16 protein-coding genes are annotated in these 13,865 nt (G+C 72.5%); 4 read left to right on the top strand and 12 right to left on the bottom strand.

The features are described from left to right. Positions 1-8: 8 nt before the first annotated feature. The 7 genes from ACQPYN_RS22575 to ACQPYN_RS22605 form a co-directional block, all read right to left on the bottom strand. Entirely contained in the window at positions 9-842 is an 834-nt protein-coding gene (locus ACQPYN_RS22575) for a DUF559 domain-containing protein (protein WP_433027924.1), read from the bottom strand. A 169-nt stretch (positions 843-1,011) separates the two neighbouring features. Continuing rightward, positions 1,012-1,416: a nucleoside-diphosphate kinase gene (gene ndk, locus ACQPYN_RS22580; protein WP_274187654.1), complete on the bottom strand. Its 405-nt coding sequence runs from the start codon at positions 1,414-1,416 to the stop codon at positions 1,012-1,014. Positions 1,417-1,469: 53 nt separating this feature from the next. After that, positions 1,470-1,838, bottom strand: coding sequence for a DUF4233 domain-containing protein (locus tag ACQPYN_RS22585; RefSeq protein ID WP_433027927.1), 369 nt, complete (start codon positions 1,836-1,838; stop codon positions 1,470-1,472). After that, positions 1,835-3,313 carry a bifunctional tetrahydrofolate synthase/dihydrofolate synthase gene (gene folC, locus ACQPYN_RS22590; RefSeq protein ID WP_433039006.1) on the bottom strand — a complete coding sequence of 493 codons (1,479 nt, stop codon included), beginning with the start codon at positions 3,311-3,313 and terminating at the stop codon, positions 1,835-1,837. The genes ACQPYN_RS22585 and folC overlap by 4 nt, the downstream gene beginning before the upstream one ends. 137 nt (positions 3,314-3,450) lie before the next feature. Beyond that, on the bottom strand, positions 3,451-3,726 hold the full coding sequence (locus ACQPYN_RS22595; protein ID WP_274195782.1) for a DUF6457 domain-containing protein: 276 nt from the start codon (positions 3,724-3,726) through the stop codon (positions 3,451-3,453). Positions 3,727-3,739: 13 nt separating this feature from the next. Then, complete coding sequence (locus tag ACQPYN_RS22600; protein WP_433027931.1) at positions 3,740-3,847, bottom strand: MFS transporter small subunit; 108 nt, start codon at positions 3,845-3,847, stop codon at positions 3,740-3,742. Beyond that, positions 3,844-5,235, bottom strand: a complete 1,392-nt coding sequence (locus tag ACQPYN_RS22605; RefSeq protein WP_433027934.1) for an OFA family MFS transporter — start codon at positions 5,233-5,235, stop codon at positions 3,844-3,846. Before ACQPYN_RS22605 ends, ACQPYN_RS22600 begins: the two co-directional genes overlap by 4 nt. Positions 5,236-5,339: 104 nt before the next feature. Between ACQPYN_RS22605 and fdhD the strand changes: the two genes are divergently transcribed. Continuing rightward, complete coding sequence (gene fdhD / locus ACQPYN_RS22610) at positions 5,340-6,188, top strand: formate dehydrogenase accessory sulfurtransferase FdhD (protein ID WP_433027937.1); 849 nt, start codon at positions 5,340-5,342, stop codon at positions 6,186-6,188. A gap of 95 nt (positions 6,189-6,283) precedes the next feature. Then, on the top strand, positions 6,284-7,210 hold the full coding sequence (locus ACQPYN_RS22615; protein WP_433027945.1) for an alpha/beta hydrolase: 927 nt from the start codon (positions 6,284-6,286) through the stop codon (positions 7,208-7,210). Between the two features lie 45 nt (positions 7,211-7,255). On the opposite strand, the gene clpX is transcribed toward ACQPYN_RS22615, so the two are convergent. From clpX to tig, 4 genes are all read right to left on the bottom strand, one after another. Beyond that, entirely contained in the window at positions 7,256-8,542 is a 1,287-nt protein-coding gene (gene clpX, locus ACQPYN_RS22620) for an ATP-dependent Clp protease ATP-binding subunit ClpX (protein WP_133828291.1), read from the bottom strand. Between the two features lie 270 nt (positions 8,543-8,812). Continuing rightward, positions 8,813-9,469, bottom strand: coding sequence for an ATP-dependent Clp protease proteolytic subunit (locus ACQPYN_RS22625; RefSeq protein ID WP_274195786.1), 657 nt, complete (start codon positions 9,467-9,469; stop codon positions 8,813-8,815). Positions 9,470-9,480: 11 nt separating this feature from the next. Continuing rightward, entirely contained in the window at positions 9,481-10,080 is a 600-nt protein-coding gene (locus ACQPYN_RS22630; protein WP_274188001.1) for an ATP-dependent Clp protease proteolytic subunit, read from the bottom strand. A gap of 184 nt (positions 10,081-10,264) precedes the next feature. Further along, positions 10,265-11,776: a trigger factor gene (gene tig, locus ACQPYN_RS22635; RefSeq protein WP_433027950.1), complete on the bottom strand. Its 1,512-nt coding sequence runs from the start codon at positions 11,774-11,776 to the stop codon at positions 10,265-10,267. Positions 11,777-12,373: 597 nt separating this feature from the next. On the opposite strand from tig, the gene ACQPYN_RS22640 reads away from it, so the two are divergent. Together ACQPYN_RS22640 and ACQPYN_RS22645 are read left to right on the top strand one after the other, a co-directional pair. Continuing rightward, a complete protein-coding gene (locus tag ACQPYN_RS22640; RefSeq protein WP_433027953.1) occupies positions 12,374-13,177 on the top strand; it encodes a pentapeptide repeat-containing protein in 804 nt (267 codons plus the stop codon). After that, positions 13,174-13,500: a YnfA family protein gene (locus ACQPYN_RS22645; RefSeq protein WP_274195789.1), complete on the top strand. Its 327-nt coding sequence runs from the start codon at positions 13,174-13,176 to the stop codon at positions 13,498-13,500. The genes ACQPYN_RS22640 and ACQPYN_RS22645 overlap by 4 nt, the downstream gene beginning before the upstream one ends. Here the strand turns inward: ACQPYN_RS22645 and ACQPYN_RS22650 are convergent. Then, positions 13,481-13,858 (bottom strand): DUF4180 domain-containing protein, encoded by a 378-nt coding sequence (locus ACQPYN_RS22650; protein WP_433027957.1) that lies wholly within the window; start codon positions 13,856-13,858, stop codon positions 13,481-13,483. The two genes, ACQPYN_RS22645 and ACQPYN_RS22650, sit on opposite strands and share 20 nt — an antisense overlap. Positions 13,859-13,865: the final 7 nt, after the last annotated feature.

Here is a 13,865-nt window from a genome sequence, read left to right on the forward strand (position 1 = left end):
CTTGTCGATCATGATGCGCGCACGCTCGGCGCCCAGCCCCGGGCGAGCAGCGCCTCACGCACGCGGGCGACGACCCACTCGGGGCGTCGCAGCACCTGGCGTGCGGTCACCACGATCACCTCCCACCCCGCGCGCCGCAGCTCCTCCCGCCGGTCCAGGTCGCGACCGCGGCGGTCGTCGACGGCGTGGTCCCGGCCGTCGTACTCCAGGGCCACCCGGAACCCGACCCACGCCATGTCGAGGCGCGCGAGGAACCGGTACTCGTCGAACACCTCGTGCTGGAGCTCCGGGGCCGGCAGGCCGCCCAGGACGACGATCAGGCGCGTGCGGGTCTCCATCGGCGACTCGGAGCGCGGTTCCATGAGCTCCGCGACGCGGCGGACCCGCCGGACGCCGCGCGCGCCGGGACGGCGCCGGGCCATCTCCTCGAGATCGGCTCCGGTGAACCCGCCGGACCGACCCAACCCGTCGGCCGCGACGACGGCGTCGACGAGCCCGGTCCTGGTCGCCAGGTCGAACGCGGTCCTCAGGGGCGTCGTCACACGCACCCCGTCGACGTGGACGACATCCTCGTCCGCGACGTGCTGCCTGCGCACCACGAGCCCGGGCTCCGGGCGGATCTGGCGGTCGTGGACGGCCATCTCGACCGCGGGCTCCGGTCGCGGGACGACGTCGATCCCCTGGATCACGCACGCCGCCCACCCGGTGACCACCGCCGACCGACCGCCCCGGACCGCCGCCGCGAGGACCCGAGTCCGCGCGTCGTCCGACACGCCCGCCGCCACGTACGTGTCGGAGCCGACCCGGCGGAAGCCCGGCCCGGTGAGCACGCCCCAGGTCACACGTCCCGCACGGACCTCGTGCGAGCCCCGGAAGGGCCTGCCGCCGTCCACACGGAGTTCGACGCAGGAGAGCCCTCCACGGCTCCCTCGAGCGCCGAGAGTGCGCCCATCATGGTCGACAAGGCTCGTCGATCACGAAGGGCTCACACTCGAGGAACCGACGCTCCCGCTACCCGAACCAGAGCTTGATCTCGCGCTCGGCGGACTCGGGCGAGTCCGAGCCGTGCACGATGTTCGACCCGGTCTCCAGGGCGAGGTCGCCGCGGATCGACCCGGGGGCGGCCTTCTCGACGGGGTCGGTGCCGCCGGCGATCTGACGGAACGCCGCGATCGCGCGCGGGCCCTCGACGACCAGGGCGGCGACGGGCGCCGAGGTGATGAAGGAGATCAGCTCCTCGTAGAAGCCCTTGCCCTCGTGCTCGGCGTAGTGCTGCTCGGCGAGGCCGCGGTCGACGGTCTTGAGCTCCAGCGACACGAGGCGCAGGCCCTTGCGCTCGATGCGCGACACGACCTCCCCGACCAGGCCACGCTCCACGCCGTCGGGCTTGACCAGCACCAGGGTGCGCTCGCTCACTGCGAATCCTCTCTCGTGGACACCTACCGGTGCGCGAGCGTAACGAGCCGCCCTCAGGCCTCCCGGTCGGCCCAGAGCGCGTGGCGGCGCAGCACCTCGTGCCGCATCCACAGCATCCCGGCCCACACGAGGCAGAACACGAGGCCGAGGACGCCGAGGGACGGCGAGACGATCCAGCCCAGCGCCATCAGCACCTGCAGGCCCAGGGCCAGCGGCAGCCCCCACGGCCGCGAGAACCGGGCGATCGCGACGATCATCCCGACGGTCAGCACGACCACCCAGGCGATCTTCGCGGGCGTCAGGCCGCCCTCGACCTTGTCCATGACGAGCAGGGCGAGCGGGACGATGACGATCTCGAGGCTCAGGGCCGCGCTGGCCGGGCCGCGGAAGGCGCGCTTGGCCTCGGCGGCGTTCGTGCTCACGCCGGCTCCCGCCCCAGCAGCGTCCGGGCCTCGCCCGCGGCGACCACCGACCCGACGACCAGCACCCCCGCGCCCGCCATCGGGGCCTCGTCGTCGTCGGTCTCCTCCGCCAGCCCGATCGCGGTCTCCAGCGCGGCGTCCATGCGGGTCTCGACGACGACGCGGTCGGCACCGAAGAACCCGACCGCCAGGCTCCCGAGCTCGTCGGCGTCCATGGCCCGCGGCGACGACACCTGGGTGACGACGACCTCGTCGAGCACCGGCTCCAGCGCCGTGAGGATGCCCTCGGCGTCCTTGTCGCCCATCACCGCGACGACCCCGATGAGCCGGCGGAACGAGAACTCCTCGCGCACGGCCTTGGCCGTCGCCCGCGCCCCGTGGGGGTTGTGGGCAGCGTCGACCACGACGGTGGGGGCCGAGCGCAGGCGCTCCATCCGGCCCGGCACGCGTACCGAGGCGAAGGCCTCGCGCACCGCGGTGATGTCGAGCTTGCGCGACGCCCCGGCCCCGAAGAACGCCTCCACCGACGCCAGCGCCAGCGACGCGTTCGCCGCCTGGTGCTCGCCGAAGAGCGGGAGGTAGATGTCGTCGTACTCGCCGCCGAGACCCTGCAGGCGCAGCTGCTGCCCGCCGACGGCGATCTCGCGCGCGAGCACGCCGAACTCCATCCCGGAGCGCGCGACCTCGGCCTCGACCTCCACCGCCCGCTCGAGCAGCACCTTGGCGGCCTCGGGGGTCTGCTGGGCCATCAGCGCGACGGCGCCCGGCTTGATGACGCCGGCCTTCTCGGCGGCGATCCCGGCGATGTCCGAGCCGAGGTAGGCGACGTGGTCGACGTCCACCGGCGTGATCGCGGCGACCACGGCGTCGGCGACGTTCGTGGCGTCCCAGCTCCCGCCGAGCCCGACCTCGAGCACGGCGACGTCCACGGGGGCGTCGGCGAAGGCCGCGAACGCCATCCCGGTGAGCACCTCGAACTTGGAGAGCCGCGGGCCGTCGCCCTGCGCCCGGTCGACGATGCCGAGGAACGGCGCGATCTCCTGGTAGATCTCGACGTAGCGGCGGGCGCTGATCGGGGCGCCGTCGATCGCGATCCGCTCGGTGGCCCGCTGCAGGTGGGGGCTGGTGTAGCGCCCGGTGCGCGGACCGATGCGGGTGAGCAGCGCGTCGATCATCCGCGTGACCGAGCTCTTGCCGTTGGTGCCGGCGACGTGGATCGCCGGGTAGGAGCGCTGCGGGTCGCCCAGCACCTCGACGAGCGCCCGGATCCGGTCCAGGGACGGGGCGATCCTCGTCTCGGGCCAGCGCTCGTCGAGCTCGGCCTCGACGGCGCGCAGCGCGGCGAGCGACTCGGCGTCGTCGGGTTCGTGGCCGGGCGTCTCGCCGGTCGGCCCGGTGGTGACGCCCTGGCTCAGCGCGTCGGCGAGCGCGCCCCCGCCCGGGCCGGAGCCGGAGTCGTCCGCACCACCGGCCATGGCGAGGATCTGGGCGAGCTCGTCGGCGTCGCCGTCACCGGAGGCGTCCTGGTCCTGCCACTGGGTCGAGCTCCGCTTCGCTTCGTCTCCCGGGGAAACTCCGCCCCATCGGTCGTCGCTGGTCATCACCCACGATGCTACGGCTGGTCGTCGCCGCGGGCCCGCGCCGCCAGCCGGTCGGCGAAGCCCTGGGCGAGTTCCTGCTCCCCCGGGCCCGACCCCGCCGCCCGCCCGACCGCGAGGCCGAGCAGGTAGGCGGAGATCGGGGCGGCCGGGCGGGCGACGCCGTGGGCGACGTCCTTGGTCATGTCGAGCACGAGGGGCTGGACGTTCTCGGGGTCGACCAGCTCCCCGAGCTCGTCGATGCCGAGCTCGCGGACGACCTCGTCGATCCAGTCGGAGAGGGTGCTCATGCACCCCAGTCTTCTAGAAGAGGGCCCCGACGTTCTGCAGCAGCGACCACACGCCGTAGAGGAACGGGATCACGACCCAGGCCCACACGACGACGGTGAGCACGGTGCGTCCGGCGGTCATCGGGACACCTCCTGGTTGCGGTCGGACCCGGACCCGGACACCGCGGCGTCCTCGACGCCGCCGCGCTCCGAGTCGGGCACGAAGTACTTCGGGTCGACGGGACGGATGAGCTCGTTGGCGACGAACCCGATGGCCAGCAGCACGATCATGATCGTGAAGGACAGGGTGTACTTCGACGGGCCCGCGACGTCGCCCTGGGCCTCGACGACGGCGTTGACGATCAGCGGGCCGAGCACGCCCGCCGCCGACCACGCGGTCAGCAGGCGGCCGTGGATGGCGCCGACCTGGTAGGTGCCGAAGAGGTCCTTGAGGTACGCGGGCACCGTGGCGAACCCGGCACCGTAGAAGGAGAGGATCAGCATCGAGGCGATCAGGAAGAGCACCTTGTTGCCCTCGCCGAACAGCAGGATCACGAGGTAGAGCAGGGCGCCCACCCCGAGGTACATTCGGTAGATGTTCTTGCGCCCGATCACGTCCGAGGCCGACGACCAGATGAACCGGCCGAGCATGTTGGACAGCGAGAGGATCGACACGAACGCCCCGGCCGCCGCGGCGATGACCGGCGTCGGGCCGGAGGTGGCGAAGAAGTCCTGGTAGATCGGCTGGGCCTTCTCCAGGATGCCGATGCCCGCGGTGACGTTGAAGCACAGCACCACCCACAGGAACCAGAACTGCGGGAGCTTGATCGCCTGCGCGGCCGAGACGGCGGGGCCGGAGCCGGTGGCGCCGGGCGAGGCCTGCGGCGGGTTCGGGGGCTGCCAGTCGTCGGCCGGGACGCGCACGAGCAGCCAGCCGACCGACATGAAGATCGCGTAGCCGATTCCCATGACGAGGAACGTCTGCGACAGGCCCATCTGGGTGGTGCCGAAGGCGGCGAGGAGCGCCTTCTCGATCGGCTGCGCGATCAGCGCGCCGCCGCCGAAACCCATGATCGCGATGCCGGTGGCCATGCCCGGGCGGTCGGCGAACCACTTGATCAGCGTCGAGACCGGCGAGATGTAGCCGATGCCCAGCCCGATGCCGCCGACGAAGCCGTAGCCCACCACGACCAGCCAGAACTGGCCGATCGCGATGCCGCCCGCTGAGATCAGGAAGCCCGCGGAGAAGCACACGGTGGACACGAACATCGCCCAGCGCGGCCCGCGCCGCTCGACCATCGTGCCGCCGAACGCCGCCGAGAGACCGAGCATCACGATCGCGAGCTGGAAGGGCAGCGCCGTGGCCGTGCCCGAGAGGCCCAGCCCCGTGCCCAGCCCCGCCTTGAGCACGCTCCACGCGTACGCCTGCCCGATCGCGAGGTGGACCGCGAGGGCGGCGGGGGGAACGAGCCAGCGACTCCATCCCGGTGGTGCGACGATGGAGGAGCGGTCGAAGAATCCGCCGGCCATGGATGGCTCCTTTTCAACGACACCGTCCGGTGGGGGGCCGATACCCGATCGGGCGATGAGTCACACACCGAACACACACAGCGACGAAGTGGGAGGATCCGGGCATGGGACGCGTGACGGTGCGGCGCCCGGTGATGCGGATCGTCGACGGCGAGACCCGCCGTCGGCCCGACGTGCTGGCCGCCGAGGAGCCACTGGAGATCCGGGTCGACGGGCAGTCGCTCGCGGTGACCATGCGGACCCCGGGGCACGACGTCGAGCTGGCCCACGGCTTCCTGCTCACCGAGGGCGTGATCGGCGCCCGCGAGGACGTCTCGACCGCCCGCTACTGCGACTCGCTGGACGACGACGGCCGCAACACCTACAACGTCCTCGACATGGCGCTCGCGCCCGGCGTACCGGCGCCCGACGACTCGGTGGAGCGGCGCTTCTACACGACGTCCTCCTGCGGGGTGTGCGGCAAGGCGTCGCTGGACGCCGTGCGCACCCGCACCCGCTTCGCTCCCGGTGACGACACGCTGCGCCTGACCACCGAGGTCCTCGCCGGTCTCCCCGACACCCTGCGCGCCGCCCAGGCCGTCTTCGACAGCACCGGCGGGCTGCACGCCGCGGGTCTCTTCCGTGCCGACGGGACGCTGCTGGTGGCCCGCGAGGACGTCGGGCGCCACAACGCCGTCGACAAGGTCGTCGGGCACATGCTGCTCGAGGGCGGCGTGCCCGCGCGGGGCACCGTGCTCATGGTCTCCGGGCGCGCGTCGTTCGAGCTGACCCAGAAGGCCGTCATGGCCGGCATCCCGGCCCTCGCCGCCGTGTCGGCGCCGTCGTCCCTGGCCGTCGAGATGGCCCGCGAGTCCGGGATGACGCTCGTGGGCTTCCTGCGCGGCACCTCGATGAACGTCTACGCCGGCACCGAGCGGATCGTCACGCCGGACGCCTCGCCGGTGGGGGGCTGACGCTCCCACCCTCCCCCGGCACCGACCCGTACCGTGGCGCTGCGCAGCCGCCGTCCGAGTCCCGCGAGGCCGAGCCGAGGGGAGAACGCCCGACCATGCCGACCCGACGGCAGTTCCTCCTCGGCACCGCGGGAGCCGCCGGGGTCGCGGGCGCCGTCGGACTGGGCGGGCTGCTCGTCAACCAGGACAGCCCGGCCCCGCCGCCCCAGCGCATCCCGAACCCGCCGCGCCGGCCCACGCCGACCGACGCCGTCGCCACCGTCGACTGGGTCTTCTCCCCCGCCCGCGGGCGGAGGGTCCGGCTGGTCACCGTCCTCCCGCCGGGGGCCGACAGGGAGGGCCTGCCGGTCTGCGTGGGGCTCCACGGGCTGCGGGGCAACGCGCTGTGGTGGTCCGAGCCCGGCAACCGCGGCCTCCTGGGCGACGCGTGGGCGCGCGGGGTGCCGACGTTCGGGCTGATCGGTGTCGACGGCGGCGACAACTACTGGCACCCCTACAACGACGACGACGACCCCCTGCGCATGCTGCTCGAGGAGCTTCCCGGCTGGCTGCGGGAGCGGGGGCTCGCCACCCGGCCCGCGCCCGGCGACCTGCCCGGCGAGCCGGCGCTGGTCACGGGCATCTCGATGGGCGGAGCCGGCGCGTTCGTCTACGCCCGCGAGCGGAGGCGCCTGCTCCGGCCGGTGCGGGCGGTGTCGGCGGTCAGCCCCGGCCTGTTCACCGACTGGCGGGTGGCCTCGCGGCGCCCGTTCGCGGGACGGCGCGACTGGGAGGCCCACGACCCGCTGCGCTTCTTCCCCGAGCTCGCGGGCGTGCCCACCGGCGTGTGGTGCGGCGACCGCGACCCGTTCGTCGACGCCACCCGTCGCTACATCGCCCTCGCCCGGCCCGAGGTCGGGGCGGTGAGCCCGGGACGCCACGACGGCGTCTACTACGCGCGCGTGCTGCCGGACATGGCGACGTTCCTGGGCCGCCACGCCCGCGACAGGGTCGCCGGCGCGGCCGACCGCGGCGTGGGCTAGCCGGGCGTGGGCTCGCCGGCCCGGGCTGGGAGCCCGTCGGGCCGGTCAGGCCGACTTGTCGCGGCGCTCCCGGCGCGAGGGCTGGCGCGGGACGATCGTGGGGTTCACGTTCTCCTTGACCGTCTGCTCGGTCACCACGACCTTGGCGACGTCGTCTCGACCCGGGATGTCGTACATGACCGGGTTGAGGACCTCTTCCATGATCGCGCGGAGCCCGCGGGCACCGGTGCCGCGCAGGATCGCGAGATCGGCGATCGCCTCGAGCGCCTCGGGGGCGAACTCGAGCTCGACGCCGTCCATCTCGAAGAGCTTCTGGTACTGCTTCACCAGCGCGTTGCGCGGCTCGGTGAGGATCTGGACGAGGCTCGGCTGGTCGAGGTTCGACACCGACGCCACGATCGGCACGCGGCCGATGAACTCGGGGATGAGCCCGAACTTGATGAGGTCCTCGGGCAGCGTGTCGCCGAACGACTCCGCCGACTCCATCTCGGCCTTCGACCGGATGTCGGCGCCGAAGCCGAGGCCGCCCTTGCCCACGCGCTCGGCGATGATCTTCTCGAGACCCGCGAACGCGCCCGCCACGATGAACAGCACGTTCGTCGTGTCGATCTGGATGAACTCCTGGTGCGGGTGCTTGCGCCCGCCCTGCGGCGGGACCGAGGCGGTGGTGCCCTCGAGGATCTTCAGCAGGGCCTGCTGGACGCCCTCGCCGGAGACGTCCCGCGTGATCGACGGGTTCTCCGACTTCCGCGCGATCTTGTCGACCTCGTCGATGTAGATGATGCCGGTCTCGGCGCGCTTCACGTCGTAGTCGGCGGCCTGGATCAGCTTGAGGAGGATGTTCTCGACGTCCTCGCCGACGTAGCCGGCCTCCGTCAGCGCGGTGGCGTCGGCGATGGCGAACGGGACGTTCAGCAGCTTCGCCAGCGTCTGCGCGAGGTAGGTCTTGCCGCAGCCGGTGGGGCCGAGCATGAGGATGTTCGACTTCGCGAGCTCGACGACGTCCTCGTTGCGGGAGCCCTCGCGGTTCTTCTCGCCGGCCTGCACCCGCTTGTAGTGGTTGTAGACCGCGACGGAGAGCGTCTTCTTGGTGTCGTCCTGGCCGATCACGTACTGGTCGAGGAACTCGTGGATCTCGGTCGGCTTCGGCAGCTCGTCGAGCTTGACCTCACCGGCCTCGGCGAGCTCCTCCTCGATGATCTCGTTGCACAGGTCGATGCATTCATCGCAGATGTACACACCGGGGCCGGCGATGAGCTTCTTGACCTGCTTCTGGCTCTTCCCGCAGAAGGAGCACTTCAGCAGGTCCCCGCCGTCACCGATGCGTGCCATCGCAGCAGACCTGTTCCCTCCGGCACACCCGGTCGGTGCGCTCCGTCGTGGTTGACCGTACCTGCCCGCCCGGTCGGACGGGGAGGTTCGAGCCCGGTGGATCGTGCTGGTCGCGGGCCCGGAACCCGGTCCGCGGCTCGCGCCACGCGACGCTCCCGCGACGGGCGGTCGGCCCGCTGCGCTCGCGTGCGTCGAGGGCCGCCGGACCGCCCCGGACGCCCCGCCGCCGAGGCGGCGGGACGGGCCCGGGAGGTGCGTCGTGTGGGCGGCCTACGAGCGGGTCGCGGAGAGCTTCCGGCTCGCGACGACGTCGTCGATGAGCCCGTAGTCCTTGGCCTCGGGAGCCGTGAGGATCTTGTCGCGCTCGACGTCGGTGCGGACCTGCTCGGCACTCCGGTTGGTGTGCCGGGCCAGCGTCTCCTCCATGAGGCGGCGCATGCGCGAGATCTCGTTGGCCTGGATCTCGAGGTCGGACACCTGGCCGTAGAAGCCCTCGGTGGCCGGCTGGTGGATCATCACCCGCGCGTTCGGCACCGCGAGGCGCTTGCCCGGCGCGCCGGCGGCGAGGATGACCGCCGCCGCGGAGGCGGCCTGGCCGAGGCACACCGTCTGGATGTCGGGGCGCACGTACTGCATCGTGTCGTAGATCGCCATCAGCGCGGTGAACGATCCACCGGGCGAGTTGATGTACATCGTGATGTCGCGGTCCGGGTCGTTCGACTCCAGGAACAGCAGCTGCGCCATCACGTCGTTCGCCGACGCGTCGTCGATCTGCACCCCGAGGAAGATGATCCTTTCCTCGAAGAGCTTGTTGTAGGGGTTCGACTCCTTGACGCCGTAGCTCGTGCGCTCGACGAAGGAGGGGAGGATGTAGCGCGCCTGCGGCGAGGCCGGAGCCGTACCGCCGGGCACGTGGAGCTCACTCATCTGCGTCTCCTTCAGGACTGACCGTTGCCGTTGGTGCTCGGCTGGTCTGCCGACCGGGTCACCACGTGGTCGATGAAGCCGTACTCGAGGGCCTCGGCCGCGGAGAACCAGCGGTCGCGGTCGGAGTCCTCGGTGATGCGCTCGAAGGTCTGTCCGGTGTGCTCGGCGATCAGCTCCGCCATCTCGCGCTTGAGCTTGCGCATCGACTCCGCGCGGATCGTGATGTCCGATTCCGTGCCGCCGAGGCCGCCGGAGGGCTGGTGCATCATGATCTGCGCGTGCGGGAGCGCGAGGCGCTTGCCGCGCTGGCCGGCCGAGAGCAGGAACTGCCCCATCGACGCGGCGAGGCCCATCGCGACCGTCGACACGTCGGGCTCGATCCACTGCATGGTGTCGAAGATCGCCATCCCCGCGGACACCGACCCGCCGGGCGAGTTGATGTACAGCGTGATGTCGGACTTCGGGTCCTCGGCCGAGAGCAGCAGGAGCTGCGCCGAGATCTGGTTGGCGATCGTGTCGTTGACTTCCTGACCCAGGACGACGATGCGCTCCCGCAGGAGGCGCTCGTAGACCGAGTCGTTCAGCGTCATCGACCCGCCGGCGGAACGCATGACCGCCCCGGCGGGGTCGGAGAGGTGCTGGCTCACCTGTGTCCCTGCTTTCTCGTACTGAGGTATCGGTCTGGCGTCGGTCGGGCCCACCGACATCGACAGTAACCATCGCGACCGGCCGGACAGTCCGTGGAAGGCCCGTGTTCGCTCCTGGCCGATGGATGGCCCGGGCGACGGGTGCGGATCAGGCCCGCGTGGTGGAGTCGGGTGCGCCGACGACCTCGGTGTCCGCATCCGCGTCGGCCTCCACCTGCGAGGACGGCGACGCGGGGTCGCTGGCGTCGCTGTCGGCGTCGGCCACCTGGCTCGCGTCGTCGGTCGGACCGGCGGCGGCGTCGGCGCCCTCGGCCTCCGGGGCCTCCTCGTCGCCGGCCGCGCCGGTGCCGAAGAGCTCGGAGAGGTCGACCGGGTCGCCGTCGGGGCCGGTGATCGTGGCCGCCTGGACGACCGTGGCGAGCGCCTTGCCGCGACGGACGTCGGCGAAGACCGCACCGAGCTGGTTGGCCTGCTGCGCCTGCTGGATGTACTCCTCGGGGCTCACCCCGAAGCGCTGGGCCTGCATCATGATGCGTTCCATGAGCTCGTTCTGCTCCACCTGGACGTTCGCCTCGTCGGCGATCTTGTCCAGGAGCAGCTGCGTCTTCACCGCCTGCTCGGCGTTGGTGCGCAGCTCGGTGTCGAACTCCTCGCGGGTCTGACCCTGGGACTCGACGTACGAGTTGAGGCGCGCCTCGTCGTGGTCGAACTCGTGCACGGCCTCGTGGGCGCGGACGTCGACCTCGGACTGGACGACGGACTCGGGCAGCGGCACGTCGGCCTGCTCGAGGAGGGCGTCGAGCACGCGGTCGCGCGCCTGGCTGCCCTGCTCCATCTTCTTCACCCGGGCGAAACGGGTGCGCAGGTCGTCCTTGAGCTCGTCGAGCGTGTCGAACTCGCTGGCGAGCTGGGCGAACTCGTCGTCGGCCTCGGGGAGCTGGCGCTCCTTGACCTGCGAGACGGTGACCGTGACCTCGGACTCCTTGCCGGCGTGCTCACCGGCCACGAGCGTCGTCGTGAACTGCTTCGTGTCGCCGGAGCTCATGCCCTCGAGCGCCTCGTCGAGGCCCTCGATGAGCTGGCCGGAGCCGACCTCGTGGGACATGCCCGTGGTCTGCGCCTCCTCGACGGGCTCGCCGTCGACGGTGGCGGAGAGGTCGATGACGACGAAGTCGCCGCTCTTCGCGGGCCGCTCGACGCCGGTGAGCGTGCCGAAGCGCGCCTGCAGGCCCGTCAGCTGCTCGTCGACGTCGTCGTCGGTGACCTCGGCCGCGTCGACCGACACGGAGATGGACGAGTAGTCCGGCACCGTGATCTCGGGACGGATGTCGACCTCGGCGGTGAAGGCGAGCTTGTCGCCGTCCCCGATCTCGGTGACCTCGATGTCGGGCTGGCCCAGTGGCTGGACCTCGGCCTCCTCGACGGCCTCGCCGTACTTGGCGGGCACGGCCTCGTTGACGACCTCTTCGAGCACGACCCCACGACCGAGGCGCTGGTCGAGGATGCGGGCGGGCGCCTTCCCGGGCCGGAAGCCCGGGATGCGCACCTGCTGCGCGATCTTCTTGTAGGCCCGGTCGAAGTTGGGCTTGAGCTCGTCGAAGGGCACCTCGACGGCGAGTTTGACGCGCGTCGGCGACAGGTGCTCGACGGTGGACTTCACTGGTCGGTCTCCTCGGGGCAGGGCATCGTGCTGGTGTCCGGCCCGTACGGCAGGCGTACGGACCGGTCGGGTCCGTGGCGTGACGCGGGAGGCCGCCCTCACCGCTCACGGTCGAGGAGCACCGGAGAACCGGAGCCTGTACCTGCTTTGCGCGCCCGCCCGGGCGTGGCGGCGAGTCTAGACGTGACCCCCGACCGCGCGCCGTGGCGCCCGGTCCGCGGCGTGTGGCGGGCCACGTCCGCCGCCGATCTCCGCGCGGCGACCGCCGATCTCACGATCCCTCATCGACGTCCCCACCACCTCCGCGACGTGCGGACCGCCCGTCTCCCGCACCCGGCGACGCGTCGCTCGTCCGGCGGGCGACACGCCCGGAGATACCACCGTTCGGACCACAACGACCCTCCCCGACGCAGCGTCCGGCCCCCGCGGTCCGGGCTGGCACGGTGGTGGAGCCAGCCCCCGCCGGGGCCCCGCGACGAGGAGGAGCAGTGAGCCGGATGAAGAAGATCCGCGGCAGCATCGAGCGCGCGCTCGAGACCTTCGAGGTGCTCGCCGGCTACGGCACCAAGCGCCGCAAGCGCACCCGGCGCTGACGGTGTGAGCGGCGCGCCCGATCCGGAGCCGGCCCCGAGGTCGGCGGACTGCTCGCGGTGCCTGGCGCTGTGCTGCGTCGGGCCCGCGTTCGCCGCCTCGGCCGACTTCGCGATCGACAAGCCGGCGGGCACCCCGTGCCCGCACCTGCGCGCCGATCACGCGTGCGGCATCCACGCCCGGCTCCACGAGCGCGGCTTCCCGGGGTGCGTGACGTTCGACTGCTTCGGCGCCGGGCAGCAGGTCGTCGAGGTGACCTTCGGCGGCGCCGCCCGTCGTGAGCCCGCGATGTTCGCCGCGCTCGAGGTGCTGCGCCCGCTGCACGAGGTGCTCGCCCTGCTCGACGAGGCCGTCGCCTCCCCCGCCCACGGCCCCGCGCCCGCCGACCTGCGGGCCCGCGTCGAGGAGATGGTCACCCGGGACGCCGACGCGCTCGCCACCGTCGACGTGGGCGCCGTGCGGCGGGAGGCGGGCGCGGTCTTCGACGGTGTGGTGGCCGAGGCCCACGGGGGGCGGCGGGCTCGCGACCTGCGCGGCGCCGACCTCGTCGGCCAGGACCTGCGCCGGCGCGACCTGCGCGCCGCCCGGCTGCGCGGCGCCCTGCTCCTGGGCGCCGACCTGCGCGGCGTCGACCTCGACCGTGCCGAGCTGCTCGGCGCCGACCTGCGCGGGGCCGACGTCCGGGGTGCGCATCTCGCCGGCGCGCTGCTCCTGACCAACCCCCAGCTCGCCGCGGCCCGGGGCGACGCCGCGACGACCGTCCCGGCGCACCTGCGACGTCCGCCGCACTGGATATCGTCCGCGCCGTGACGCTCCGGTCGATCGGGCTGTTCCTGCTCGCGGCGGTCCTCGAGATCGGCGGGGCCTGGCTCGTCTGGCAGGCCCTGCGCGAGGGGCGGGCGTGGTGGTTCGCGGCGGTCGGCGTGCTCGCCCTCGGCCTCTACGGCTTCGTCGCCGCCTTCCAGCCCGACGCCGCGTTCGGCCGGGTGCTCGCCGCGTACGGCGGCGTCTTCGTCGCCGGGTCGCTCGCCTGGGGTGTGGTGCTCGACGGCTACCGGCCCGACCGCTACGACGTCCTCGGCGCCCTGATCTGCCTCGCCGGGGTCGGCGTGATCATGTACGCGCCCCGCTGAGGCGACGGTCCAGCTCCTCGAGGTCGTCGACGAACCACAGCTCGCGACCCTCGTTCGCCTCGCGCACCCAGTCGGCCACGGGACCCGACGGCTCGCCGTGGTGGTCCAGGGGCCCCACCACGACGAGACGCACGCGGTAGTTCACGAACTTCTGCACCACCGCCCCGGCCACCCCGCTCGCCAGACGCGTGAAGCCGGGGTCGAGCCGCGCGACCGGCACGGCGACGAGCTCGGCCTCCTCGCCGAAGGCGTCCCCGATGACGTCGAGGGCGCTCTGCTCGTCGCCGATCACCGGGCCGGTCTCGGCGAGGGCGAGGACCCGCACGCCGTGGCGCACGGACGTGGTGTTCGGGGACATGCCCCGA

This window comes from Actinomycetospora sp. CA-053990, assembly GCF_050948445.1.
GTDB lineage: Bacteria > Actinomycetota > Actinomycetes > Mycobacteriales > Pseudonocardiaceae > Actinomycetospora > Actinomycetospora callitridis.

Bases quoted from the DNA above. Each gene is read 5' to 3' on its own strand.
- folC (WP_433039006.1), bottom strand. From the start codon at position 3,313: ATGGCCGGTGGTGCGGACGACTCCGGCTCCGGCCCGGGCGGGGGCGCG.
- ACQPYN_RS22595 (WP_274195782.1), bottom strand. From the start codon at position 3,726: ATGAGCACCCTCTCCGACTGGATCGACGAGGTCGTCCGCGAGCTCGGC.
- ACQPYN_RS22600 (WP_433027931.1), bottom strand. From the start codon at position 3,847: ATGACCGCCGGACGCACCGTGCTCACCGTCGTCGTGTGGGCCTGGGTC.
- ACQPYN_RS22605 (WP_433027934.1), bottom strand. From the start codon at position 5,235: ATGGCCGGCGGATTCTTCGACCGCTCCTCCATCGTCGCACCACCGGGA.
- fdhD (WP_433027937.1), top strand. From the start codon at position 5,340: ATGGGACGCGTGACGGTGCGGCGCCCGGTGATGCGGATCGTCGACGGC.
- ACQPYN_RS22615 (WP_433027945.1), top strand. From the start codon at position 6,284: ATGCCGACCCGACGGCAGTTCCTCCTCGGCACCGCGGGAGCCGCCGGG.
- clpX (WP_133828291.1), bottom strand. From the start codon at position 8,542: ATGGCACGCATCGGTGACGGCGGGGACCTGCTGAAGTGCTCCTTCTGC.
- ACQPYN_RS22625 (WP_274195786.1), bottom strand. From the start codon at position 9,469: ATGAGTGAGCTCCACGTGCCCGGCGGTACGGCTCCGGCCTCGCCGCAG.
- ACQPYN_RS22630 (WP_274188001.1), bottom strand. From the start codon at position 10,080: ATGCGTTCCGCCGGCGGGTCGATGACGCTGAACGACTCGGTCTACGAG.
- ACQPYN_RS22650 (WP_433027957.1), bottom strand. From the start codon at position 13,858: ATGTCCCCGAACACCACGTCCGTGCGCCACGGCGTGCGGGTCCTCGCC.